Origin of the sequence: Rhizobacter sp. (assembly GCF_046595475.1) — a bacterium.
Classification (GTDB): domain Bacteria; phylum Pseudomonadota; class Gammaproteobacteria; order Burkholderiales; family Burkholderiaceae_C; genus Rhizobacter.
In genome coordinates, this window is the sequence record NZ_JBKJOQ010000007.1 from 47,883 (window position 1) to 71,910 (window position 24,028).

Consider the following 24,028-nt stretch of genomic DNA (forward strand, 5'->3'; position numbering starts at 1 on the left):
GTATGAGCCCGCAGCCCGCGCTGCTGAAGCGCGGGCTGCGCGCCATTCGACCGGATGAGCTGCAGGCGCAGCTCTCGCTGCACACGCCGCGCCAGATCGCGCGGCTCACTGCCTTTCTGGCACGCTTGCTGCCCGACGGCGAGGCCTGGTATGCGAGCGTGATGAAGCCCTGGCTGAAAGGCGACGCCGTGCCACCCTGCGAAGCCCCCGACGCCGACGGCCTGGTGCACGCCCTGCAAGACGTGCAAGCCCTGCCGTGGATGTTGAAGCCGGTGCTGGTGCGCGCCTGGCTCGACGCGGCTCTGTTGCACAAGGCGCCCGGCGCCCTCGAACCCGATGCCGCCGACGCCCTGCGCCTGGCCAGCGTGCTGCTCGATTCGCCACTGCCGCCCGAGCTGGCGCGGCACTATGTGGAGCCGGTGGCGCAGGCTTGAGGCGAGAAGCGAGACCTTAGCCTGCCAGACGCGGCTTTGGCGGCCCAAGCACAGCATCTCCACCCCGGGCTGGAAGGTGACTTGCACGTGCGCTAACCAAACAACGCGTCCAGCTGTAACCCCTTACGCATTTGCGTTGGGGCTTACCTGCCGGACGCGTTTCATCGCGGAAGATTCGACGCCCCAACATAGGGTGGTCTGAACGAGGAAACCGCGATGATGAAACTGAACACGCACCGTGCGGCGCTTGAGCGCGCCGGTCACACCATGACCCGCGGCGCTGCCTTGGCCTTGGCCGCCACGCTGGCTGCCTGCGGCGGCAGCGAGCCGACCAGCAGCGATGGCGCGCAGGCCGCCCAAGCCGGCCTCACGGCCGCGGCGGTGGGTGACCCGATCTGCTTCTTCGAGCATGTCAACTACCAAGGGCAGAGCTATTGCGCGAGTGCCGACTCGGCCTGGGTGGGCTCGGCCTGGAATGACCGCATCTCCTCGGTGCGCGTGCCCGCCGGCTACCGTGTGGTGCTGTTCGAGCACATCAACTACGGTGGCCGCTCGGTGACCCTGACGGCCGACACCGCCAGCCTTGTGCCGCTGAACAGCAACGACTTCGCCTCCTCGTTCCGCATCACCCCGCCTGTGGCGGCGCCCTCGCCGGTGGCGAGCGTCCAGTTGGCGCAATCGCTGCTCTTCAACAGCGACGACAGCGCGTTGGTGCTGGTCGCCAACAAGGCGGTGCTGGTGAAGGTCAACGTGACCAGCGGTGCCACGCAGGGCGCCAAGCCCAGCGGCGTGCTGCGGGTGGACAACGTGAATGGCGGCGCGAGCCGCGACCTGCTGCTGGCCGTGCCCAGTGGCGCGCTGCCCGCCACGGTGCCACAGGTGCCGAGCTTCAACGATTCGTACACCGTCACCGTGCCGGCCGAGCTGGTGCGCGCGGGCCTGCGCATCAGCGCGCAGATCGGTACCGGCCAGGCCAGCACGCTCACCCCGCGCGTGGGTGGCGGGGTGACGATGAAGTTCATTCCGATCTCGGTGCAGATCGCCGGCACCAGCGGCGTGCTGCCGGCCAACCAAGGCCCCCACGTGCAGGCGCTGTTCCCGGTGTCCAGCGTGGCGGTGCAATCGCACCCGACGTACGTGTCCAGCCGCGTGGGCACGCTGCCCACCACCGATGCCGGTTGGAGCGATGCCTTCGGCAAGATCCTCGGCGAGCTCGCCGACCTCCATTCGATCGAAGGTGCGGCCTCGCACGACCATTACTTCGGCTTCATTCCAAAGCGCAGCTGGGGGCTGGCCGGCCTGGCCTATGTGCGCGGCAACAGTGGCGTGGGCTTCGACATGCCGGGCTCGCCCACCACCGTGCGAGACGTGGTGGCGCACGAGTTGGGCCACAACTTCTCGCTGCCGCACGCGGCCTGCGGCGGCGCCGGCAATCCCGACCCGAACTACCCCTACCCAGACGCCACGCTGGGCAAGCCCGGCCGCTACATCTGGCCCTACCTGGCCGACAGCAACACCTTCTACGACCCGCGGCCCACCGACCGCCACGACATGATGAGCTACTGCGGTGGCCAGGTCTTCTCCGACTACAACTACCGCTTGATGCAAACCTACCTCACGCCGGCCGACCGGCTGGTGGTGACGGAGCAAGCGGCAGCGGTGGCCACCACACAAGAGCTGTTGTTGATCAGCGGCGAGATCGGCGCCGGCACGGCCACGCTGAACCCGGTGAAGTCGCTGGTGGGCCGAGCCCAGGCCCCGGCGGCCGGGGCTTACCTGTTGCGCATCGTCACGACCAACGGCACCACCGTTGAGCTGCCGTTCGCACCGCGCGTGATCGACCACGAGCCCACGCTGCAGCACTTCGGCTTCACCATCCCCAACCCCGGCACGATTCAGAGCCTGAGTATTCTGCAAGGCAGCAAGACGCTGTTGACGTCGCAGGCACGTGCAGCAGCCGGTACCGAGCGGGCGCAAGCCGCGAGCACTGCGCCGCAGGTGCAGGAGGCCAACGGCAGCGTGAGCCTGAGCTGGGATGCTGCGCGCCACCCGTACCTCACGCTCACCTGGGTCAGTGGCAACGGTGAGCGTCGCAACCTGGCGCAAGACCTGCGCGACGGGCGCGCGACGCTCTCGACCGCGGAGCTGCCAGCAGGTGGCAGCTTCGAGATCGTGTTGTCGGATGGCTTGAATGCGGTGCGGCTGACGCGCGCACGATGATGGATGGGCCGAGCGAGCCTGCGAGAGCAGGCTCGCTCACTGAAGCTGCGATTGCCCTTGGCCTCAGGACGAGATGAGCGGCATGCCGGTTTCGTTCAACACCTTCACTGGCACAGCACCGAGGCCGTGGCCACCAGCTCATTGAACAGCGCCATCGACACCGCGCCCGACACCGCATACGGGTCGAGCTTGGCCGTTTCGGAGTACTTGAGCAGCAGCGACGCGTTGAGGTCGGACAAATTCACCTGCCCCATGCCCCAGCCCGCAAAGCGGCGCTCGCCGATCTCTTCGTAGCTGAGCAGCATCACGTCGCGGTGGCGGGGGTCGCATGCGATGCGGTTGTAGAGCTGGCTCACCGGCAGGCGGCCTCCTTCCAGCACCTGCAGAAAGAGCCCGTCGGAAACGCACAGCACACCGGTCACGCCGATGGCGGGGTTGTGCAAGCGGGCTTTCTTGAGAATCGCGCCCAGGGCGTCTGGGTTGACCGAATCGGTCGCGCGGCTGGCGTACATCAGGCGGACAAGCATGGGGCACCTCTTCAGTTCTTCTTGCTCAGCAAGGACAGGAATTCGCGGCGCAAGTTCGCGTCTTTCAGGAACGCCCCGCGCATCACGCTGTTGGTCATCATCGAGTTGTCGTCTTTGACACCGCGCCAGTGCATGCAGAAGTGGTCGGCCTCCATCACGATGGCCAGCCCGTCGGGCTTGACGCGAGACTGCAGCTCGTTGGCGAGCATGGTGACCGCCTCTTCCTGGATTTGCGGGCGCGACATGATCCAGTCGCAGATGCGTGCGTACTTCGACAAGCCGATGAGGTTGGAATGCTCGTTGGGCAAGATGCCCACCCACACCCGGCCCATGATCGGGCACAGGTGGTGCGAGCAGGCGCTGCGCACGGTCACCGGGCCCACGATCATCAGCTCGTTGAGGCGCTCTGCGTTGGGGAACTCGGTCACCGCCGGCATGGGCACGTAGCGCCCGCGGAAGACCTCGGTGAGGTACATCTTGGCCACACGCTTGGCGGTCTCGTGGGTGTTGTGATCGCTCTCGGTGTCGATCACCAGCGACTTGAGCACCTCTTGCATCTTGGTGGCGATTTCATCGCGCAACTCGTCGATCTCGCCATCGCGTATGAAGGCCGAGATGTTGTCGTTGGCGTGGTAGCGCCGCCCGGCGCCGACCACGCGGTAGCGTATGCGCTCAGAGGCGCTCAGCAGGGCAAGCTCTGCCTCGCTTCTGAAAATCGGGGCGGGGGTTTCGCCGGGCATGGCGGTTCCTGGGCGGGTGACGGAAGCGTTGATTGTGACGGCGATGCTCAGGGCCGTGCTCGCGCAGGGGTTGCTCAAGCTGCCACCCTGCGCCGCCCCACCCTCCTGACACAACGCTGTCAGCAGCGGCCGCGCAGCATCACGTCTCCCAACAACCACAGGAGAGACGCAATGGCCCAACACACCCAACACCATGCCGTGAACTGGTTCGAGATTCCGGTCAAAAGCATGGACCGCGCCCAGGCCTTTTACGAGACGCTGCTGGCCGCCAAGCTGCACCGCGAAAACATGGGCGAGCAGACGATGGCTGTCTTCCCTTACGACGACAACGCCGTGGGCGGCTGCCTGCTGGCCGCTGCCGGTGTAGAGCCATCGACCCAAGGCGCGCTTGTGTACCTCAACGCCAAGCCCTCGCTCGACGTCGTGCTGGCCCGGGTAGAGGCCGCCGGCGGGCGCATCACCACACCCAAGGTGCAGCTGCCCGGCGACATGGGCGTGTTTGCCCACATCACCGACACCGAGGGCAACCGCCTCGGCCTGCACGCGCTCGCGTAGCATTCCCTTGACCACCCAGGAGACGTCGCCATGAAGCTCGGCTACACCATCGTCTACGTGAGCGACGTCGCGGGCTCGCTCGATTTTTTCGAGCGAGCCTTCGGCCTGAAGCGACGCTTTCTGCATGAAAGCGGCAGCTACGGTGAGGTCGAGACCGGCCACACCGCGCTCGCCTTTGCCGACCACGCCACCGCACGCGGCAACCTGGGCCACGACTATGTGGCCGCCGGCAGCTCTAAGCAGCCGCTCGGCATGGAGCTAGGCCTCGTCACCTCCAACGTGGCCGCCGCCTGCGAACAAGCCGTGAGCGCCGGCGCCACGCTGCTCTCGCCACCCGTCACCAAACCTTGGGGCCAAACCGTCGCCTACGTGCGCTGCCCCGATGGCACGCTCGTGGAGCTGTGCACTTCCATGGAGGCCTGAGCATGGCGCACACCAACTGGATCGCCGTGGCCTGCGCCGAGCACGTGGCCCATGGCCGCACGCAAGGGATCATGCAGGTTGGCCATGGCAAAGAAGCGCCGCTCAAGCGCGTGCATGCCGACGACCGCATCGCCTACTACTCACCGGTGCAGCGCCTGGGGGAGAAAGAGCCTTGCCAGGCGTTCACCGCCATCGGCACAGTGCGCGACGAGCGCGTCTACCAGGCCGACATGGGCAATGGTTTCAAACCATTTCGCAAAGACGTCAGCTACGACCGCAGCGCCTGTGCAGCACCCATTCGCCCGCTGCTGAGCGAGCTCTCGTTCACACGCGACAAGCTGAAAAACTGGGGCTATGCGTTTCGCTTCGGCCTCATCAAGGTAAGCGATGACGACATGGCTCTGATCGCACAGGCGATGGGTGCCGACATGGCTGCTGAAACGGCCGACCATGCGCCGCGCTGACCGACTGTTCCAGATCGTCCAGCTGATACGCGGGCGCCGCCTGAGCACCGCGCAATTCCTGGCCCAACGCCTGGAGGTGTCTGAGCGCACGGTCTACCGAGACGTGGCTGAGCTGATGACACAGGGCGTGCCCATCGAGGGCGAGGCTGGTGTCGGCTACCGCATGCGCTCGGGCTTCGACCTACCACCGCTCATGTTCACCCACGAAGAAGCCCAAGCCCTGGTCGCCTCGGTGCGCATTGCCCAGCCAAGGCTGGACCCCACGCTTGCCGCCCAGGCCGAAAACGCGCTGTCGAAAATCCTCGCCGTGCTGCCGGTGGCGGCGCGCGCCGCGGCCGAAAGCCTGGCGGTGTATGCGCCGCCCATCGAGTTTGACCCCGGCACGCGCGCGCGCCTGGAGCCGCTGCGCCTGGCCGCCGAGGGGCGCCGCAAAGTCAATCTGCACTACCGCGACCTGAAAGAGAGCGACAGCCAGCGCACCGTGCGCCCGCTGGGTTGTTTCTACTGGGGCGCGGTGTGGACGCTCGCGGCCTGGTGCGAAACACGCGAGGGTTTTCGCAACTTCCGCGTCGACCGCATCCAGACGCTGCAAGTGCTCGAAGAAAACTTTCGCGACGAGCCGGGCAAGACCTTGCCCGACCTGTTTCGACAGACGCAGGCGCAGAGGGACAACCGCAACAGCAAGGGCAGCAGCGTGGGCGCCTAGCGCTGCACCACCCACTGGCCGTTGACGTTCAGCAGATGGCAGGCGCGCGTGTAGGGCTTGCGTTTTTCTTCGCAGCGCGACATGGCCATCACCGCTGCTTGGCGCGGCGTGGTCTGGCCCGCGCCGTAGCCCCAGGCACCGTCGTCCGACGCGGCAAAGGCCTTGTGGTTGAGCTGGTTCCAGTACTCGTCGCGAAAGCCGATGCTGGCCCCCACGGTTTCGATATGGTCCGACAGCTCGCGGTCTGACGGCGCGGGCCCCGAAGCGCTCACACCCTCGAAGGTCTCGGTCTCTTCGTCTTCGTTCAACAGCGCGGTGAAGGCACGCATCGCAGGCCGCCACGAGGCCGCCATGCTGAGCACGAACACCAGCGTCAGCAGGCCGGCCACCCACTTGCTGCCTGGGCGCGGCAGGCCACCGTATTCGTTGTCATCACGCGAGCCGGGAATGAACAGCAGCGCCACACTCACCGCCTGCCCGATGTAGGGCACGATGAACATCGACGCCCACCAGCCGCTGGCGTTGAAGTCGTGCAGTCGCAGCACCGTCACGCGCAGCGACCACAGCGAAACCACGAGCAAGCCCACCAGGAAAAGCAGGATGGTGAACACCCCTGGGCGCGTGAGCGCCGCCATGCCCAGCCACAGCAAAGCGATCCAGCTCACCAGCGTGGAATCGATGTAGGTGAGGCGCGACACCCGGCCGATGAAGCCGAAGCCCATCAGCGGCGGAGCGTCTTCGTCGTAGTGCGGGCTAGCCACAGCCGGGCGCAGGCCACGGCGCGCCCGCGCTGCGTCTAGCCGCTCGGCGCGGGCAATCGCTGCGTCTTCTTTCTTGGCGGCGATGCCGCGCGGCATGTCGGTGGTGCACGAGCGGCACAAGATGCGCATGGGCTGGCGCTCGCCGCAGTTGGGGCATTCGATCTCTTCGATGGCCAAGGCCTGCGCAGGCGGCGCGTGGGCCGCCAGGGCAAGGCCGCTCGCAACAGCAGAAGAAGGAGCCGGCGAAGCAGAAGGCGCAGGTGCGGAAGGGCGAGGCGAAGCCGCTGCTACAGGCTCCATGTGCACGCGCACGCCAAACTTCTGCAGCTGCGCCATGTAACTCACCGCGTCGTCGTACGAGAGCGATCGCTTGAGCACGGTGCGCTCGCCCGAAAACATGGCGGCGAGGCGTTCGCCCTGAACCCTGAACTTCTCGCCGAATCGTTGCTTGACCTCGTCGGCCTGGAAGCCCGGCAACACTTCACCGGCGAACACCAGACACACCTGTGCACTGCTTTCCATGATCCTCCCGACTCTTGTGGCGAAAGGATACAAGAGCCCCGACGCCCCACGTCAAACCAAGGCACGCAGTTCGCCAAGCATTACCGTGTTGTCGAGGTCGAAGTAGTGGGTGTGCGCGTCGGCGCCAAGGCAGAGGTCTCGGTACACGGGTGCCTCTTGAACAGGCTTGCCCTCGTAGGCCTTCTGTTCCACAGCGAGTGCTGGCAGCGCTGCGTCGCGCGCCGGTGACCACAGCCAGCGGCCCACGTAATCGCCCGCACCCCACACGTTGACCCAGCTCGCCACCCCCAGGTCGGCGCGCGGGTCGGGGCCATTGGCACCTTGTTCGTGGCCCTGCTCATTCTCCCGCTCATTCCCCGGCTCATTCCCCTCACCTGGCTTGTTGGCACTCTTGTCGATGACCCAACCGTACTGACAAGGGAAGCGCAGCGCATACAGCTGGCGCAGCGGGCTGCCGCAGGTGAGCAGCCGGATGTTCTTCTCCCCCAGCCACTGGCCCAGCTGCACCAGCCGGTCGGCAGCACCCGCCGCCGGGCGCAGCTGCTTACGGCGCTGAAGGTAGCGCAGCAGGTCGGCGGTGATCACCGTGCCCTGGCTGTGGGCCACGATGACCACGCGGTCGTAGCGCTGCGCCACCACGTGTTCGAGCAGCGCCACGTAGCGCTCGAAAATCATCACCCGGGGGATGGCCTTGCGCGGGAACTCGCGAAAATAATTGTCCACGTCGAGCGCGGCATCGAGCGGCGCACGCAGGGCCTTCAGCCGCTTGAAGGCCACGCCGCCGATGGCCACCAAGCTGACCGCACCGCCCGCCACCAGCACCACCACCGTGCCCAGCAGGTCGCCCGACCAGGTGCCTATGGGCAGCGCCTGCTCGCTGACCCAGGGCAGATAAATGCCGAAGCGAACCAGCTGACTGCCCACCAGCAGCACTGCGACGGCAATCAGCCCCGCGGTGATGAGCCAGCTCCACCAGCGCACCAAACGGTCGAGCGCTCGGTAGCCCGCCGTCAGCCAGTGCCCCAGGCGTGGCGCATCGAGCCAGCGAATCAAGCGCAGCTCGACCAGCACGCTGGGCAGGAAGATCAGCGCCACGAAACCGAGCAAGGCCAGCAGCATCGCGGCCACCAGCGCAAAGGTGTCGGTGCTGGCGCTGAAGCGCAGCGCGAGGTAGCGACCGGCCTGCAGCTTTCCGTCAACCGTCACCTCGGTGAACCACCAGGGCGCGTAGTGCAGGCCTTCGACCAAGGCCTCCAGCGGTTTGGACAAAAGCGCCCACACCGTCATGACGAACGCGACAAAGATGCCCATCGACACGAAGAGCCCCAGCCGCGCCGTGACGATGCTCTGGCGCCGCTCGGCCGAGTTGCCGCGGCCGGTGCAGGCCCACTCGCCCAGCACCACCGCCGCAGTGACCAGCAGCGCCATCGCCACCCAGCTGCTCAGCTGCGCGAGCAGCAGCACCTCGACCGCGCGGAACACCCCCGCCACCAGGCGCGGGCCGGCACCGGGCACATCGTGAGCATGCGCGCCCCAAGCCACCGCGCCAAGCGTGAACGCCATCATCACCAGGCCCACGCCATAGACCGCGCGGAAGCGCTCTTCGCAATAGCCGAGAAAACGCTTGTAGCCCCACAGCAGCAACAACAGCCACGCCAGCAACACCACCCAGGCGCCGGTGGCAGGTGCGCGGTCAGCGCCCCAGGCCAGCAGCCCGCCGCTCGCGAGCCCGGCCCAGAAACCCCAGATCCAGGGACAACGCGACAAGTAGACGCAGGCCACCGCCACGGCAGCGCCCGCCAACACTGCTGCGCCTACGCTGGCCGAGTGTTCATGCCCCACCATCAGCCCGGCCGGCACCAAAATCAGCACACCCACCAGCAACTGCAGGAACAGCAAGGCCAGCACACGCGAGAACACCCAGTTGGCCCAGCGGTGCATGCGCGCCAGCCAGCGCAGCGCCACGCTCGGCGCCAGGGCCACGTCTGCCAGCGAGACAGTGTCAGCCCCGAGCTTGGAGAGGTGAAACAGCAGCGTGAACAGCTCGGCGAGGATGCGCGTGACCCCGCCGCCCAGGCGCGACAGGTCGGCCCAGTGCATCTCGAACACATCGGCCTCGCGGCCCGGCGTGCTCACCCGGTGGCAGGGCATCTCGTAGTGCTGCGGCGTGACCTCGCTTCGGCGCACCGAAGCGGCCTTGGCCAGCAGATAGTCGGTGTAGCGCACGCCGTGGTCGATGTGGCTGCCCTCGGAGCCGCGCGCCGCGCTGTTGCGCATGAGTGGGGTGCCCGCGCCGCCGCCGAGCTTGGGGTCGAGAAAGTCGCTGCGCAACGATTGGCTCAGCGACTTGTCCATGCGCTCTATGTGGCCCTTCGGGTCCCAGCTGTCGAAGGGCACGGCCGGGTCTAGCGCCGTGATTTCGATCGGGATGTCGCTGCGCGTCACCTGCCCGTGGCTGGCGGCGGCGAGCAGCATGGCCACGTCAGCCGAGGTCTCGCCGCGCACCTGGTCGGCAATGCCGTGTACGACGACGACGGCAACGCGTTCGGGGCTAGGGCTCGGGCTGGCGCTGGCACTCATGGCAGGCAGGGTAGGCCTGAGCCGCCGCGGGCGCATCCCTAAGGTGTGGGGCGGCTACTGGCTGGGGGACCTGGGGGACACGCCAAAGCCGGCCAACCGGCGCCGCAGTGAAAGCGCACCCTCTGTTCCAAAAAAGACCATGGCGTTCAGCCCTGCTTGTTCGGCAGCTGCGCCGTTCTCGGCTCTGTCATCGAGAAACAGCACAGCGCTCGCCTCGCAGCCGAGCTTTGCAATGACGTTTGCGAAGAAGCTGACCCGGGGCTTGGCTGCGCCCATGAAGCAGGAATAGAACTCGCTGTCGAACAGAGCCTTGTAGTTCAGGGCCTCTGACATATGCCTCGCGCGAAGCGCTTGCTGGTTGCTGCCGATGTGGCATCGAATGCCCGATCGACGAATGTCCTGAACGGTTTGCATGACGTCGTGATGGACTTCAATGGCGTGAAGTACATCGAATGTTTCTCTGACGAACTGGGAGCGACCCCACTTCGCCAGCTTTGCTTCAAGCCGCTCTGTGAAACCGGTCAATGACTCGAGCACCTCTGTTTCGGCTTCGAGTATGTCTTCGACGACCGCTCTGGCTTGGGATTCGTTTTCGAGCCGTAGCACTGACTGCAGCGCGGGTTGCCAGAGTCTGGCTGGATATTGGAGTACGCCGTCGGCATCGAAGAGGATGTGTTCTATGGCCATGGAAACACCTTGGCTACTGCCCGCTTTATCGCGCTGACGCTCATCGCCAAGCTTGACGCTGCTGACATGACCCACGTGCTGGGCTTCACCGGCAGTTGCTGCGCCACAAAGCAGAAGGCAGTTTGCTAGCGGGCGAGCAACTGCCAGGCCACCGTGGCCTGGGCGAAGAAGCCCACGGTAAAGGCGAGCGTGCGCACCCACGGAATTGCAAATGTGTAGGCCGCCGCGTGTACGACTCGAGCCCAAAAATAGACCACAGCTGCGGTGCCTATGGCAGCGCTTGTGAGGCCAGCAGCGTGGGCCAATAACACGAGAGTTGCGAAAATGATCAGATTTTCGACTGCATTGGCATGCGCTTTCATAAGCCGCTGCGCCCAAAGCGATTGGCGCTTCGGATTTTCGGGGTAGCCCACAGCGTCTATGAGGCCGCGCACAACAACGCGGTCAACGATGTACGGCACCCACAGAAGACCCGTGAATGCGGTAACGAGGGCCAAATACAGCAGTTCGGTTTTCATGGTTGCCACCTGTGTTGTGCGGGCCTAGAGACTAGCAGGCCTGAGAGCCTAACGTTTGAGATGAGAGGCCGATGCCCACGGCAGTTCGCTTGAGAAAGCGAGCAAATCTGACGGGGCCGTCATGCATCCATCGGCCAGGGTCGCTGCACGGGTCGCAGTTGCTCCCACGCACGGGCGATCTGCAGCACGCCCAGGTCGTCATGCCGCTGGCCCACGATCTGCAAACCGATGGGCAGGCCGCTTGCGGTGTAGCCGCAGTTGATGGTGGCGGCCGGTTGCTCGCTCATGTTGTAGGGCAGCGTGAACGCGATGTGCTCGAAGGGCCGCGCCGGGTCGTTGGTGGGGCACGGCAGCTCGGCCGCAAAGGCGGCGATGGGCGCGGTGGGCGTGAAGACGAAGTCGAAGGGCTGGCAGGCCGCGACCGCCGCCTCACGCATCACCCCCATTTGGGCCTGACCCCTGAACACCTGCTCGCCGCTCAGGCCCGCGCCACCGCGCGCCCATTCCACGATGAAGGGCAGCACCTGGGCGCGGCGCTCGGGCGGCAGGGCTGAGATGTCCATCCACGAGCGGCAGCGCCAGAATTGGTCCATGCCATCAGCCATGTCGCGCGTCATGAAGGGCTTGAGCGGCACGACGATGGCGCCGGCCGCTTCGAAGGCCTGGGCCGCGGCCTCAACGGCGGCGCGCACTTCAGGGTCGACCGGCAGGCCCCAGCCGGCCTCCAACATCAGCCCGATCTTCAGGCCACGCAGCGGCCGCACCAGCTCCTGCCACGAGATGGCCTGGTAGGGCAGGCTCATGGCGTCGCGCGCATCGGGCAGTGACAGCACACGCATCATCAGCGCGGCGTCTTGCACGCTGCGCGTCATCGGCCCGGCCACGCGGCCTGCATAGGGCGGGTAGATGGGAATGCGGCCGAGGCTGGGCTTCAAGGCGAAGATGCCGCACCAGCTGGCGGGCAAGCGCACCGAGCCGCCGATGTCGGTGCCAATGTGCAGCGGGCCATAGCCGCCCGCCGCCGCAGCCGCCGCACCCGCGCTGCTACCGCCGGGGTTCTTGCTCAAGTCCCAGGGGTTGCGCGCCAGCGAGTGAAAGCTCGACAGCCCAGACGACAACATGCCGTAGTCGGGCATGGTGGTCTTGCCCAAAATCACCGCACCGGCTTCGCGCAGGCGCGCCGCCGGCGGGGCATCGCGCTCGGCCGGCGTCAGCACGCTGGCGGCCGTGCCCAGCGGCATGGGCACACCACGGGTGGCGATGTTTTCTTTGATGGTGACGGGCACGCCGTCGAGTGCGCCTTGAGGCTCGCCCTTGAGCCAGCGCGCCTGCGACGCTTCGGCCTGCGCAATCGCGCCCGCGGCATCGAGTGCATAAGTGGCACACAGGCGCGGCTCGCAGTGCTCGATGTGCTGCAAGACGGCGCGCGTCACCTCCAGCGGCGACAGCGCCTTGTTGCTGTAAGCAGCGAGCAGCTCGATCGCGCTCAGGGTGTGAAAGGCGGTCATGGCAGCGTCCTCCGCCGGCCAGTGTAGAGCGCGCTCTACTTCGGAACTGCAAGCCCCGCGAGGTAGGCATCGAGCACCTGCCGGCCCACCTTCACCAGATCGAAAGCCTTGGGGGCCAGCATCCAGTTCTGGATCAAGCCGTCGATCAGTGCATGCAGGCCCAGCGCCGCAGCGCGCGCCGGGATGCGCTTGGGCAGCAGCCCGCGGCGCATGGCCAGCTTGATGCCGCGCTCGGCATGCAGCAGGCAGTCGTCTCGCGTGGCCAAGTGGCGGTCGCGCACCGCCTGCAGCTCGCCCACATACTCGACCTTGTGGGTGGCAATTTCAAACACGCGGCGCACCTGTGGGTCGTTGACGGTGAGGTGCAGGGCGCGGGTGAAGTTGTCGCGCATGTAGGCCAGCGGGTCATCGAGTGCGGGGTCGTCGCTGCGCTGGGCGGTTTCTTCCAGCGGCAGCGTTACGCGCTTCATCATCGCGTTGAAGAGGTCGGCCTTGTCTTGAAAGTGCCAGTAGATGGCACCCCGCGTGAGGCCGGCGGCCAGGGCGATGTCGTTCAGCGAGCTGCGCGACACGCCGCGCTCATGGAACACCACTTCGGCCGTGTCAAGGATGAGTTCGCGGGTAGCCTGCGCTTCTTCTTTGGTACGGCGAACCATGGTGGTGCATCTGTTCCGGTTGTCAACATACATTCACATGCGTATGTATACTAACCCAGCACCTTGTGGCGCCCGTGCTTTCTTCAAGCCCCGTCACACGCGTCCCTGACTCCCATCCGGCGCCTTGCATGAGCGCAAATCCGAAGGAATTCGCATGTCCGCGTTGAAAGACGTCTTGGCTGACTCTTCTCTTGTGTGTGCCCTTGTGGCCGCCGCCCTGCTCGCGGCTTGCGGCCAGCAAAGCGGCAAGCCCGCCGGCCCGCCCGGGGGCGGCATGCCGCCGGCCGAGGTGGGTGTTGTCACCGTGGCACCGCATGCCATGGGCGTGACCACCGAGTTGCCAGGCCGGCTTGAAGCCTCGCGCGTGGCGCAGGTGCGTGCACGGGCCGCGGGCATCCTGAAGCAGCGCCTCTTCAAAGAAGGCAGCGAAGTGAAGGCCGGCCAGCCGCTGTTCCAGATCGACGCCTCACCCTACCAGGCCGCCTACGCCAGCGCCCAGGCTGCGCTCGCACGGGCCCAGGCCAATGTGACGCAAGCCTCAGCACAAGCCGAGCGCTTCAAGCCCCTGCTGGAAGCCAACGCGATCAGCAAGCAGGACTACATCAACGCCGTGGCGGCGCAGAAGTCGGCCGAAGCCGATGTGGCCTCGGCCCGCGCCGCCTCGCAGATCGCTCAGATCAACCTGGGCTATGCCTCGGTGGTGTCGCCCATAGCCGGCCGCATCGGCCGCGCACTGGTGACCGAAGGCGCGCTGGTCGGCCAAGGTGAAGCGACCCAGCTCGCGGTGGTGCAGCAGATCAACCCGATGTATGTGAACTTCACCCAGTCGACCACCGAGGTGCTGCGTTTGCGCAGGGGCATCGAGAGCGGCGAGTTCAAGAAGTCAGCCGGTGCTGGCTCGGCCAGCGTGCGCGTGGTGCTGGAAGACGGCAGCGAGTACCCGCAGGCCGGCAAGCTGCTGTTCTCTGATCTCACCGTCGATGCCACCTCGGGGCAGATCACCCTGCGCGCCGAGCTGCCCAACCCGAACGGCCTGCTGCTGCCTGGCATGTACGTGCGCGTGCGGCTGGAGCAAGCCCAGGCCACCGAGGCCATCGCATTGCCGCAGCAGGCTGTCACGCGCGGCACCACCGGCGACACCGTGATGGTGGTCGGCCCTGACGGCAAGGTCTCGCCGCGGCCGGTGAAGGTCGGCTCTGCGCAAAACGGCCAGTGGCTGGTGCTCGACGGCCTGAAGCCGGGTGAGCAGGTGATGGTCGACGGCTTCCAGAAGCTGCGCGGCAACGCGCCAGTGAAGGCCGTGCCTTGGGCGCCTGCCGGGGCTTCCGCACCCGCCGCACCCGCGTCGCAAGCCGCTTCAAAGTAAGGGGCACAACACATGGCCCAGTTTTTCATCGATCGCCCCATATTCGCGTGGGTGATCGCCTTGTTCATCGTGGTGCTGGGTGGTGTGGCCATCAAGCAGCTGCCGATCGCGCAATACCCCTCGGTGGCGCCGCCCTCCATCGTGCTGACCGCCGTCTACCCGGGCGCTTCGGCACAGACGCTCGAAAGCAGCGTGATCAGCGTCATCGAGCAGGAAATGAACGGCTCGCCCGGCCTGCTCTACATGGAGTCGGTCAGCCAGGCCAATGGCGTGGGCACGCTCACGCTGACCTTCGAGACCGGCACCGACCCCGCGCTCGCGCAGGTCGACGTGCAAAACCGCTTGAGCCGGGCCGCGCCGCGCTTGCCCGCGGCGGTCACGCAGCAGGGGGTGCGGGTCGACAAGGCGCGCGCCAATTTCCTGCTGTTCACCATCCTGTCGTCCGACAACCCGGCCTTCGACCCGGTGGCTCTGGGTGACTACGCCTCGCGCAACGTGCTGCCCGAGCTGCAGCGCATTGCCGGGGTGGGCCAGGCCCAGCTCTTCGGCACCGAGCGCTCAATGCGCATCTGGATAGACCCGGGCAAGCTGGTCGGCTTCAACCTCAGCGCCAGCGACGTGACCACCGCCATCCGCGCGCAGAACGCGCAGGTCTCGTCGGGCACCATCGGCGACCTGCCCATCGTGCAGGGCCAGCAGGTCGCCGCCACCGTGGTGGTGCCGGGCCAGCTGACGACGGTTGCACAGTTCGGCAGCATCGTGCTGCGCGCCAATACCGATGGCTCTACGGTGCGGCTGCGCGACGTGGCCCGCATCGAGCTGGGCGCACAGAGCTACAGCACTTCGGCGCGGCTCAACGGCAACCCCTCTACCGGCATCGGCGTGCAGCTCGCACCCACCGGCAACGCGCTGGCCACGGCCGCCGCCATCTACAAGCGCATGGACGAGCTGTCAAAGTATTTCCCGCAGGGCGTGAAGTACGCCATCCCCTACGACAGCTCGCGCTTCATCAAGATTTCGATCAGCCAGGTGATCGAGACGCTGATCGAAGCGGTGATCCTGGTGTTTCTGGTGATGTACCTCTTCTTGCAGAACATCCGCTACACGCTGATCCCGACCATCGTGGTGCCGGTGGCGCTGATGGGTGCTTTTGGGGTGATGTTCACCTTCGGCTACTCGATCAACGTGCTCACCATGTTTGCCATGGTGCTTGCGGTGGGCATCTTGGTAGACGACGCCATCGTGGTGATTGAAAACGTCGAACGCATCATGAGCGAAGAGGGCTTGAGCCCGCGCGACGCCACCAAGAAGGCGATGGGGCAGATCACCGCCGCCCTGGTGGGCATCACCGTCACGCTGGTGTCGGTGTTCGTGCCCATGGCCTTCTTCGGCGGCTCGGTGGGCAACATCTACCGTCAGTTTTCGCTGGTGATGGTGAGCGCCATGCTGTTCTCGGTGTTCCTGGCCATGTCGCTCACGCCCGCGCTGTGCGCCACCTTCTTGAAGCCGGTGGAAGCCGGCCACAAGCATGTGGCGACCGGCTTCTTCGGCTGGTTCAACCGCGGCTTCACGCGCACGACCCGGGGCTATGAGAGCTGGGTGGCGAGCATGCTCAAGCGCACCGGTCGCTTTCTCATCATCTTCGCGGCCATCCTTGGCGTGGTGGGCCTGCTCTACACACGCTTGCCCGCCTCCTTCCTGCCCAGCGAAGACCAGGGCTACATCATCGCCAACGTGCAGCTGCCCCCGGGCGCCACGCAAGAGCGCACGCTGGCGGTGATGAAGAAGGTCGAAGGCTTCATGCTCAAACAGCCCGAGGTCGACAAGATGGTGAGCGTGCTGGGCTTCAGCTTCTCGGGCCAAGGCCAGAACGCGGCGCTCGCCTTCGTCACGCTCAAGCCCTGGGGCGAGCGCCATGGTGCAGAGCACTCGGCGCAGGCCTTGGCCGGCCGCGCTTTCGGTGCACTGATGGGGGTACGCGACGCCTTCATCTTTGCGCTGAGCCCGCCGGCCATCCCGGAGCTGGGCACCGCAACAGGCTTCAACTTCCGTCTGCAAGACCGCGGCGGCAACGGCCATGCCGCCCTGCTCGCCGCGCGCAACCAGATGCTGGGCATGGCCTCGCAAAGCAAGGTGCTCGCGGGCGTGCGGCCCGACGGCCTGGAAGACGCGCCCCAGTTGCAGATCGACATCGACCGCGACCGCGCGGCCGCGCTGGGCGTGTCGTTCGACAGCGTCAACGCGGCCTTCTCCACTGCACTGGGCTCGACCTACGTCAACGATTTCCCCAACGCCGGCCGCCTGCAGCGCGTGATCGTGCAGGCCGACGCGCCGGCGCGCATGCAGCCCGACGACCTGATGCGCATCAACGTGCTCAACGCGCAAGGCAAGCTGGTACCGCTTTCGTCCGTGGCCACCACCCAGTGGATCACCGGGCCCATGCAGACCATCCGCTACAACGGCTACCCGACCATGCGCCTGGCGGGTGATGCAGCCGCCGGCTTCAGCACCGGAGACGCCATGAACGAGATGGAGCGCCTGGCCGGGCAGCTGCCCGCGGGCTTTGCCTTCGAGTGGACGGGGCAATCGCGCGAAGAGCGCCTGGCCGGCTCGCAAGCGCTGATGCTGGTCGCCTTCTCGCTGCTGGCGGTGTTCTTGTGCCTGTCGGCGTTGTACGAGAGCTGGTCGATCCCGGCCTCGGTGCTGCTGGTGGTGCCGCTGGGCATTCTGGGTGTAGTGCTCGCCGCCACGATGCGCGGCCTACCCAACGACGTGTTCTTCAAGGTGGGTTTGATCGCGGTGATCGGGCTCTCGGCGAAGAACGCCATTCTGATCATCGAGTTTGCGAAAGACCTGCATGCGCAAGGCAAGGGCCTGGTCGAGGCCACGCTTGAAGCCTGCCACCTGCGCTTTCGCCCCATCCTGATGACCTCGTTTGCCTTCATCCTGGGCGTGCTGCCGCTGGCACTCAGCAGCGGCGCGGGCTCGGCCAGCCAACGTGCCATCGGCACCGGTGTGGTCGGCGGCATGTTGAGCGCCACGGTGCTTGCGGTGTTCTTCGTGCCGGTGTTCTTTGTCGTCGTGCGCAAGATCTTCAAGGGCAGCGAACGGCAACGCCAGATGTACGCGCATGAACTCGAAAAGAAGGGAGCGCAACATGACTAAGCAACTGACCGCTCTGGCTCTGACCACCGCATTGGCCATGGCCGGCTGCGCCAGCCTCGCCCCCAAGTACGAGCGGCCCGCCGCGCCCGTGGCTGGCGCGTTCAACGGCGAGGCCGCCACGCCCGGACCTAAGGCCGCGAGCGACATCGAGTGGCAAAGCTACTTTGCCGACGAGCGGCTCAAGCGCCTGATCGACTTGGCGCTGAAGAACAATCGCGACCTGCGCATCGCCATGCTCAACATTGAGCAGGCGCGCGCCACCTACGGCGTGCGCCGTGCCGACCTGCTGCCCAGCGTGGGCCTGGGTGCCACCGGGCAGCGCGGGCCATCACCGGTCACCGGCAACATCAGCACGCTTTACACCGTGGGCCTGCAGGTCACCGCCTACGAGGTCGACCTGTGGGGTCGCGTGCGCAGCCTGAGCGATGCAGCATTGGCACAGTACCTGGGCACCGAAGAAGGCCGCAAGGCGGCTCAGATCAGCTTGATCTCATCGGTGGCCAACACCTACCTGGCGCTGATCGCCGACGACGAGCTGCTAGGCCTTACCGGCGAGACGCTCAAGACACGCGAAGAGTCGTTCAAGCTGTCCAAGCTCAAGTTCGACAACGGCGCGTCGTCAGAGCTCGACTTTCGCCAGGCCGAGTCGCTGCTCGAAGGGGCCCGCGTGACGCGGGCGCAGCTCACACGGCAACGCGCGCTCGACGAAAACGCGCTGGCCCTGTTGCTCGGCCAGTCGTTGCCCGCCGACCTGCCGCCGCCGCTGGCCATGAGCGAGCAACGCCTGGCCACCGATTTGCCGGCTGGCCTGCCCTCTGAAGCGTTGGCGCGCCGGCCCGACGTGCGCCAGGCCGAGCAGCAACTCATCGCAGCCAACGCCAACATCGGTGCCGCGCGGGCCAACTTCTTTCCCCGCATCAGCCTGACAGCGAGCGCCGGCACCGCCAGCAGCGAGTTGAACGGCCTCTTCAAAGCCGGTACCGCGGCCTGGACGTTCGCACCGTCCATCGTGCTGCCCCTCTTCGACGCGGGCCGCAACAAGGCCAACCTCGACGTGGCCAAGGTCAACCGCGACATCGCGGTGGCGCAGTACGAAAAGGCCATCCAGGGCGCTTTCCGCGAAGTGCAAGACGCCCTAGCCGGCCGCGCCACGCTGGGCGAACAAGCCCGCGCGCAACTGGCACAGGCCAACGCCGAGCAAACCCGCTTCAGGCTGGCCGACCTGCGCTACAAGAACGGTGCGTCCAGCTACCTCGACGTGCTCGACGCGCAGCGCTCGCTGTTCGCGGCCCAGCAAGCCGTGGTGCAGGTGCAGGCGCAGCAGGTGCAGAACCTGGTCACGCTGTACAAGGTGCTGGGCGGCGGCTGGACGGAGCCGCCGGCGGCGAAGTAAGCATGCCTCGCCCCAACCGCGGCACGCCGTGACACGCCGGCGCATCGTTGCGCTCACGCTGCTCGCGATGCTGGCATTCGCGGGCAACTCGCTGCTTTGCCGGCTGGCGCTGAAGCACACGCAGATCGACGCCGCCAGCTTTACCGCCCTCCGCATCGTGACTGGGGCGCTGGCACTCGCCTGCATCGCGCGCCTGCGTGGCGGCCCAGACGGGCGCCCGGCCGGGAGCTGGTTCTCTGCGTGGGCGCTGTTTGCCTACGCGGCCGCTTTCTCTTTTGCTTACCGCAGCCTGAGCGCCGCCACGGGCGCCTTGATCCTCTTCGGCGCGGTGCAGGCCACGATGATCGGCTACGGCCTCTGGCAGGGCGAACGCCTGCACCGCACGCAGGTACTGGGCTTCGCGCTGGCCCTGGTCGGCCTGGTCGGCCTGCTGCTGCCCGGCCTGTCGGCACCGCCGCTGGCTGGCTCGTCGCTGATGCTGCTGGCAGGCATTGCCTGGGGTGTGTACACGCTGCGCGGCAAAGGTCAACAGAACCCGCTGAACGTCACCGCGGGCAACTTCCTGCGCGCCGCCCTACCCGCTGCAGCCCTGGGCCTGGTCATGTTGCCATGGGCCTCGATCGACACCGCAGGCGCGGTCTACGCCGTGGCATCGGGGGCGCTCGCCTCGGGCGTGGGCTATGCCATCTGGTACACAGCCCTGCCTCACCTCAAAGTAACCAGCGCGGCCACCGTGCAACTCAGCGTGCCACTGCTGGCGGCACTTGGCGGCATCGTCTTCCTCGATGAACAGATGTCGTTGCGCTTGGTGCTCGCCTCGGCCGCCATCCTCGGCGGCATTGCCTGGGTGCTGGCCGGCAAACGGCTCGGGGCACGCTAGCTAGAACACACCCTGGCACGCGGCCACGCGCGCCTTGGGCGGCATCGCCAGGAAGCGGTTGACCTCGTCGTTGTAGATCGACTTGTAGCTCTCGGTTTTGCGCACTGCGGCCAGGTCGAGCTTGTGCTGTGCCCGCAGGCGCTCGAGCATCTCGGTACCGGCCTTCGCGCTCTTCGGGTCGACCGGCCCACAGGCCACCACCACAGCGTCGATGGCACCCACTGTCTGTTCGATGGGTGCGGCCATCGACAGCATGGGCGCGCACAGCAGCCACCGCGGCGCCTGGCGCTTCAGCGTTGAGAACAACATCTTCAGCGGCGCCAAGAGGCTCTCAGGCTCAGCCATGCACATGCCGCAGGGCCTGCGCGAGCGTGTGCGTCGGCGCCAGGGCGGCACCGGCCTCGGCGAGCCGGGTGTTCACTTCGTCTTCGATCTCGGCAGCGGTCTGGCCCTTGGAAGGCCAGGTGCTGTGGCCGTCATGGGCGAGCTGCACGGTGTAGCCAAGCTGCAGTGCCGAGCGTGTGGTGTTGCTCACGCAAAACTCACTCTGCAATCCGCACACCACCAGGTGCTCGATGGCTTTCGCCTTGAGTTGCGCATGGAGGTCGGTGCTTTCGAAAGAACTCGACGCGTACTTTTTCAGCACCACATCACCGGCCGTGGGCACAAGCGATTCGTGCAGCAGCCAGTGCGGCGAGCCTTCCTCGAAAGCCTCACCGGCGCCTTCGGAGTGCTGGACAAACACAATGGGCACCTGGCCCTCGCGCGCCGCTTCGACCAGCGCGCAGGCATTGCTCACCAAGCGCTCGGGTGAGGCGATGGGCGGCAGGTGCGCGCCATCGAAGGCGGCGCGCTGGATGTCGATGACGAGCAAAGCTGTGTTCATGAGGATGGAGGCGTCTTAACGCGAGAGCCGTAGCGTATCAAGCGGGGCCGTTCTCACCCTGTCTCGCGCCAAAGCCCCCACGTTGAAGCGCCACCCGGGCGAAGGCGTGTCCGGTCGACGCAAAAGGAGCGGCCGAGGGTGCCCTGCAATTTTGGGGGCTTCGACCTGGCCGAGGCCAAACTCACGGGCTTGCGCGCTGGCCGCACATGGCGGCAACGGAAAACCTGCCCCCGTCAGCGGGCAGCGCGCAGCCTGCGGTTGAGCAAGAACTCGGTGTGGTGCAGCTGGTTGACCGACATCACGCGGCCGCTTGCCAGCAGCTCGAAGTCGGCGCTCAGCGCCGGCGCCACAACCGCGGGCGAGTAGTAGTAGACGATGTCGGACTTGAGCTGGCCACTGCGGTCGGTCACCACGCGGTGGATGCAGGCGTAACCTTCAGCAGGCCCACTGCCCTGCAGCAGGCGCACGCTGAGCTCGGTGCCATCGGCCTGCTCGCCGTGGTGATGGCGCACGACGGTGGCGTCTTGGTACTCGCTCATCGCTTGCCCGCACTCAGCGGGTGGGCACCGGCCGATGACTGGCGCAGAGCGGCGACGAGTGCACCCAAGCGTTCGCGTTGTGACGGCGTCATGCCGACTTGGCGCAACACGCTGGCAAACCAATCGGCTCTTTGAGTCGCCGGGTCTTGCTGCTTGGGCGCGCGGCCTTCGAGGGCCTCTTTCAGGGCACGCAACTTCATGTCGCGCCGCGCGGCTTGCAGGTCGGCGGAGACGGGCAAGTCGAACACCGCTTCCAGCTGCAGCAGGGCGTCATCACACGCGGTGGCGCTCAAAGGGCCTGCGACGGGCGGCTGCGACCAGCGCTGCGACAAGGGCTTGTCCCAGGGCACGGGCAAGGCCTCGCAGGCGGCCCAGCGGCTGGCCAGGTCGCTTTCATCGGTTGAAGCTGCGCCACGCTCTTCGCGCTCCTCACACAGGGCCAGCTTGGTGGACAAGGCGTCGCACTGCGCATGCCAGCGCTTTTGCGCGCTGTCGGCCACGGCCTGCGCCACGGCGGCGCGGGCATCGTGAAAGCGAACATCGAGCGGCTTGACGGCGGCACGGGGCACTTCCACAGGCTGGCGCCACTCGCGGTCGGCGTCGCCCAAGGCGCGCTGCAGGTCGGCCACGGGCGACGCATCGAGATCGAGCGCGGTCAGGCGGGTGATCAGCGCTTCACGCGCGGCGAGGTTGGCGGCCAGCTCGGCATCACGCGCGCCGAAGGCGGCTTCGCGCTGGGCAAACACGGCATCGGTCGCCGCCTTGAAGCGGCCCCACAGCGCGTTTTCGACCTTGCGCTCCAGCGGCAGCGTGCGCGCGTGCTGCTGCCACTCGTGCTGCAACTCGCGCACGCGCGGCATGGCGTCGCGAGGGTTGCGCGCCATGTCTTGCGCCAGCGCTTCGGCGCGCACGATCAGGCGCTCGCGGTGGGCCTCGGCCGTGCGGCGCGCGGCTTCGATCGGCGCTTCGATGCGGGCCACGCTGTCATTCAAACGCTGCTGCAAGGCCTTGCGCGCACCCGGCGGCACGGTGTGCTCCAGCGGCCCCAGCTGACGCCAAGCGAGCTGAAAGTGGTTCAACGCGCGCAGCGGCTCTTTCCAATGCGCGGCCATGTCTTCGCTCTGAACTGGAGCCTCGGCCATCGGCACGGCATCAAGCGTGGCGAGCAAGGCCTCGCGGGCTTGCAGGTTGTCGGCTCGCGCCGCTTTCAACGCGGTTTGCTGGGCGGCCACGGGCACATGGGCCACCTGTAGTGCAGCGTCGAAGCGCTGCCACAGGCTCTGGTTGACGGGCGCGCCTGCGCGGTCACTCTCTTTCCAACGCGCGCGCATGCCTTGAATGCTCTCCGCGTGCGCCTTGAGGCGCAGCTTGGGCACGTTGGCGATCTCGGGGTTGGAGGCGAGCTGGGTGAGCTTGGCCAGCGCCTCAGCTTCGTCCACCAGCGCTTCAAGCGCGAGGGCGCCGCCCCACTTCTGCCAGCCGGCCAAGCGCGTTCGCTCAGCGTGCAGGGCTTGCACGCGCGCGCGCAAGCTGTCGCCGAGCTTCACGCCGTCCAGCGTTTCGAGGGTGGTGTCCAAGGTTTGCAGGTGTTGCTGCATGTCGGCCAGCTGGCCCTCGGCGAGCGCGGCTTCGGCCTGGACCAGCAGGGCGTCAAGCTGCGAACGCTCTTCGTTGCTGAGATGCCTTGCGGGCGACGGCGCGGCAGCCGCGTCGGCTTCGGGCTCAGGCTCGGGGCTAGCCGACTCCGCCGCCGCCAGAGCCGCCAGCCGCGCTTCTTCTGCGGACTGCGCCAGTTGGGCCTCGTCTATCAGGCGCTGTCGCTCCTGCTGCTCTTCTTGCTGCTGCTTTTCCTGCTGTTCTTGCTGCATCCGCTGCTCCTGCTCGCCTTGCTCGCGCAGCAAGGCGTTGAGCCGCTCGCGCAGCTCGGTGAATTCGGTCAATTGGGAAGATTCGAGCACGCTCACGTCTAGCGCCTGCCAATCGCGGTCGATGGCGACCATGCGGTTGGCGGGCAGCGGCTGCTCGTGGGTCAGGGCCTGAGCCGCGGCAATCACCGCTTGTGCACCGGCGCGGGCCTCGCGCTGCGCCACCGCTGCCACATGGCGCCGCTTGGCGACGCGGTGCACGCGGCTGTCGTGCGTGCGCAGCTCGCGCTCGGCCTGCCTGAGCGCTTCTTCGCTGGCCAGGGCTTCCACCGCCGCGCAGCGGATGTCGAGCACGGGCGAGGTTTCGGCGATGCGCAGCAGCGCCGCGTCGTCACCCAGCGCTGCTTGCAGGCGCGGCTGCCACTCGGCCAGCGCGTCTGCAGCCTGCCGCGCCTTGGCGGCCTTCACAGCTTGGGCGTCGGGTTTGGTGGGCGGGGTGGGGGGCGCGTCGGCGCCTTCGCGTTTTTTGAATAACCGGCTCAACATCGGGGTGGCATGTGAAAGTGAGGGGAGCGCCAAAGCGCGCGACGCAGTGTAGGCCGCGCGCAAACCCCGGAGCCGCCAGAGGCTCGC

General features: G+C 66.8%; 22 protein-coding genes. 10 read left to right on the forward strand and 12 right to left on the reverse strand.

Going from position 1 to position 24,028, the window contains the following annotated elements; genetic code table 11:
- The first annotated feature begins 2 nt into the window (after positions 1-2).
- Both AC30QB_RS01550 and AC30QB_RS01555 read left to right on the forward strand, forming a co-directional pair.
- Positions 3-434 (forward strand): hypothetical protein, encoded by a 432-nt coding sequence (locus tag AC30QB_RS01550; protein ID WP_489544425.1) that lies wholly within the window; start codon positions 3-5, stop codon positions 432-434.
- Between the two features lie 216 nt (positions 435-650).
- Positions 651-2,654, forward strand: a complete 2,004-nt coding sequence (locus AC30QB_RS01555) for a peptidase inhibitor family I36 protein (protein ID WP_489544426.1) — start codon at positions 651-653, stop codon at positions 2,652-2,654.
- 104 nt (positions 2,655-2,758) lie between these two features.
- Here AC30QB_RS01555 and AC30QB_RS01560 read toward each other — a convergent pair whose 3' ends face one another.
- Both AC30QB_RS01560 and folE read right to left on the reverse strand, forming a co-directional pair.
- Entirely contained in the window at positions 2,759-3,181 is a 423-nt protein-coding gene (locus AC30QB_RS01560) for a BLUF domain-containing protein (protein ID WP_489544427.1), read from the reverse strand.
- 11 nt (positions 3,182-3,192) lie between these two features.
- Entirely contained in the window at positions 3,193-3,921 is a 729-nt protein-coding gene (gene folE, locus AC30QB_RS01565; RefSeq protein WP_489544428.1) for a GTP cyclohydrolase I, read from the reverse strand.
- Positions 3,922-4,092: 171 nt separating this feature from the next.
- Between folE and AC30QB_RS01570 the strand changes: the two genes are divergently transcribed.
- The 4 genes from AC30QB_RS01570 to AC30QB_RS01585 are packed head-to-tail and all read left to right on the forward strand — an operon-like array spanning position 4,093 to position 6,069.
- Entirely contained in the window at positions 4,093-4,476 is a 384-nt protein-coding gene (locus tag AC30QB_RS01570) for a VOC family protein (RefSeq protein ID WP_489544429.1), read from the forward strand.
- 30 nt (positions 4,477-4,506) lie between these two features.
- The gene (locus tag AC30QB_RS01575; protein WP_489544430.1) at positions 4,507-4,899 is read left to right on the forward strand and encodes a VOC family protein; all 393 of its coding nucleotides are present in this window, start codon (positions 4,507-4,509) and stop codon (positions 4,897-4,899) included.
- Positions 4,900-4,901: 2 nt separating this feature from the next.
- Positions 4,902-5,363: an EVE domain-containing protein gene (locus AC30QB_RS01580; protein ID WP_489544431.1), complete on the forward strand. Its 462-nt coding sequence runs from the start codon at positions 4,902-4,904 to the stop codon at positions 5,361-5,363.
- Complete coding sequence (locus AC30QB_RS01585; protein ID WP_489544432.1) at positions 5,350-6,069, forward strand: helix-turn-helix transcriptional regulator; 720 nt, start codon at positions 5,350-5,352, stop codon at positions 6,067-6,069. The genes AC30QB_RS01580 and AC30QB_RS01585 overlap by 14 nt, the downstream gene beginning before the upstream one ends.
- On the opposite strand, the gene AC30QB_RS01590 is transcribed toward AC30QB_RS01585, so the two are convergent.
- From AC30QB_RS01590 to AC30QB_RS01615, 6 genes are all read right to left on the reverse strand, one after another.
- Positions 6,066-7,352, reverse strand: a complete 1,287-nt coding sequence (locus tag AC30QB_RS01590; protein WP_489544433.1) for a DUF805 domain-containing protein — start codon at positions 7,350-7,352, stop codon at positions 6,066-6,068. The two genes, AC30QB_RS01585 and AC30QB_RS01590, sit on opposite strands and share 4 nt — an antisense overlap.
- A 51-nt stretch (positions 7,353-7,403) precedes the next feature.
- On the reverse strand, positions 7,404-9,932 hold the full coding sequence (locus tag AC30QB_RS01595; protein ID WP_489544434.1) for a hypothetical protein: 2,529 nt from the start codon (positions 9,930-9,932) through the stop codon (positions 7,404-7,406).
- A gap of 54 nt (positions 9,933-9,986) precedes the next feature.
- Positions 9,987-10,694, reverse strand: a complete 708-nt coding sequence (locus AC30QB_RS01600; RefSeq protein WP_489544435.1) for an HAD family hydrolase — start codon at positions 10,692-10,694, stop codon at positions 9,987-9,989.
- Between the two features lie 50 nt (positions 10,695-10,744).
- Positions 10,745-11,137 carry an MAPEG family protein gene (locus AC30QB_RS01605; RefSeq protein WP_489544436.1) on the reverse strand — a complete coding sequence of 131 codons (393 nt, stop codon included), beginning with the start codon at positions 11,135-11,137 and terminating at the stop codon, positions 10,745-10,747.
- Positions 11,138-11,256: 119 nt separating this feature from the next.
- Positions 11,257-12,645 (reverse strand): amidase, encoded by a 1,389-nt coding sequence (locus AC30QB_RS01610; protein WP_489544437.1) that lies wholly within the window; start codon positions 12,643-12,645, stop codon positions 11,257-11,259.
- Positions 12,646-12,680: 35 nt separating this feature from the next.
- On the reverse strand, positions 12,681-13,301 hold the full coding sequence (locus tag AC30QB_RS01615) for a TetR family transcriptional regulator (RefSeq protein ID WP_489544438.1): 621 nt from the start codon (positions 13,299-13,301) through the stop codon (positions 12,681-12,683).
- 154 nt (positions 13,302-13,455) lie between these two features.
- Here AC30QB_RS01615 and AC30QB_RS01620 point away from each other — a divergent pair, with 154 nt between their 5' ends.
- The 4 genes from AC30QB_RS01620 to AC30QB_RS01635 are packed head-to-tail and all read left to right on the forward strand — an operon-like array spanning position 13,456 to position 20,105.
- Positions 13,456-14,667, forward strand: a complete 1,212-nt coding sequence (locus AC30QB_RS01620) for an efflux RND transporter periplasmic adaptor subunit (protein WP_489544439.1) — start codon at positions 13,456-13,458, stop codon at positions 14,665-14,667.
- A 12-nt stretch (positions 14,668-14,679) separates the two neighbouring features.
- On the forward strand, positions 14,680-17,832 hold the full coding sequence (locus tag AC30QB_RS01625) for an efflux RND transporter permease subunit (protein WP_489544440.1): 3,153 nt from the start codon (positions 14,680-14,682) through the stop codon (positions 17,830-17,832).
- Entirely contained in the window at positions 17,825-19,225 is a 1,401-nt protein-coding gene (locus tag AC30QB_RS01630; protein ID WP_489544441.1) for an efflux transporter outer membrane subunit, read from the forward strand. Before AC30QB_RS01625 ends, AC30QB_RS01630 begins: the two co-directional genes overlap by 8 nt.
- Positions 19,226-19,253: 28 nt before the next feature.
- Entirely contained in the window at positions 19,254-20,105 is an 852-nt protein-coding gene (locus tag AC30QB_RS01635; RefSeq protein ID WP_489544442.1) for a DMT family transporter, read from the forward strand.
- Here the strand turns inward: AC30QB_RS01635 and AC30QB_RS01640 are convergent, their stop codons facing one another.
- The 4 genes from AC30QB_RS01640 to AC30QB_RS01655 form a co-directional block, all read right to left on the reverse strand.
- On the reverse strand, positions 20,106-20,450 hold the full coding sequence (locus tag AC30QB_RS01640; protein WP_489544443.1) for a hypothetical protein: 345 nt from the start codon (positions 20,448-20,450) through the stop codon (positions 20,106-20,108).
- Complete coding sequence (locus tag AC30QB_RS01645) at positions 20,443-20,991, reverse strand: isochorismatase family protein (RefSeq protein ID WP_489544444.1); 549 nt, start codon at positions 20,989-20,991, stop codon at positions 20,443-20,445. Before AC30QB_RS01645 ends, AC30QB_RS01640 begins: the two co-directional genes overlap by 8 nt.
- A 233-nt stretch (positions 20,992-21,224) precedes the next feature.
- On the reverse strand, positions 21,225-21,530 hold the full coding sequence (locus tag AC30QB_RS01650; protein ID WP_489544445.1) for a hypothetical protein: 306 nt from the start codon (positions 21,528-21,530) through the stop codon (positions 21,225-21,227).
- Positions 21,527-23,941, reverse strand: a complete 2,415-nt coding sequence (locus tag AC30QB_RS01655; protein WP_489544446.1) for a DUF349 domain-containing protein — start codon at positions 23,939-23,941, stop codon at positions 21,527-21,529. Before AC30QB_RS01655 ends, AC30QB_RS01650 begins: the two co-directional genes overlap by 4 nt.
- Positions 23,942-24,028 lie beyond the last annotated feature (87 nt).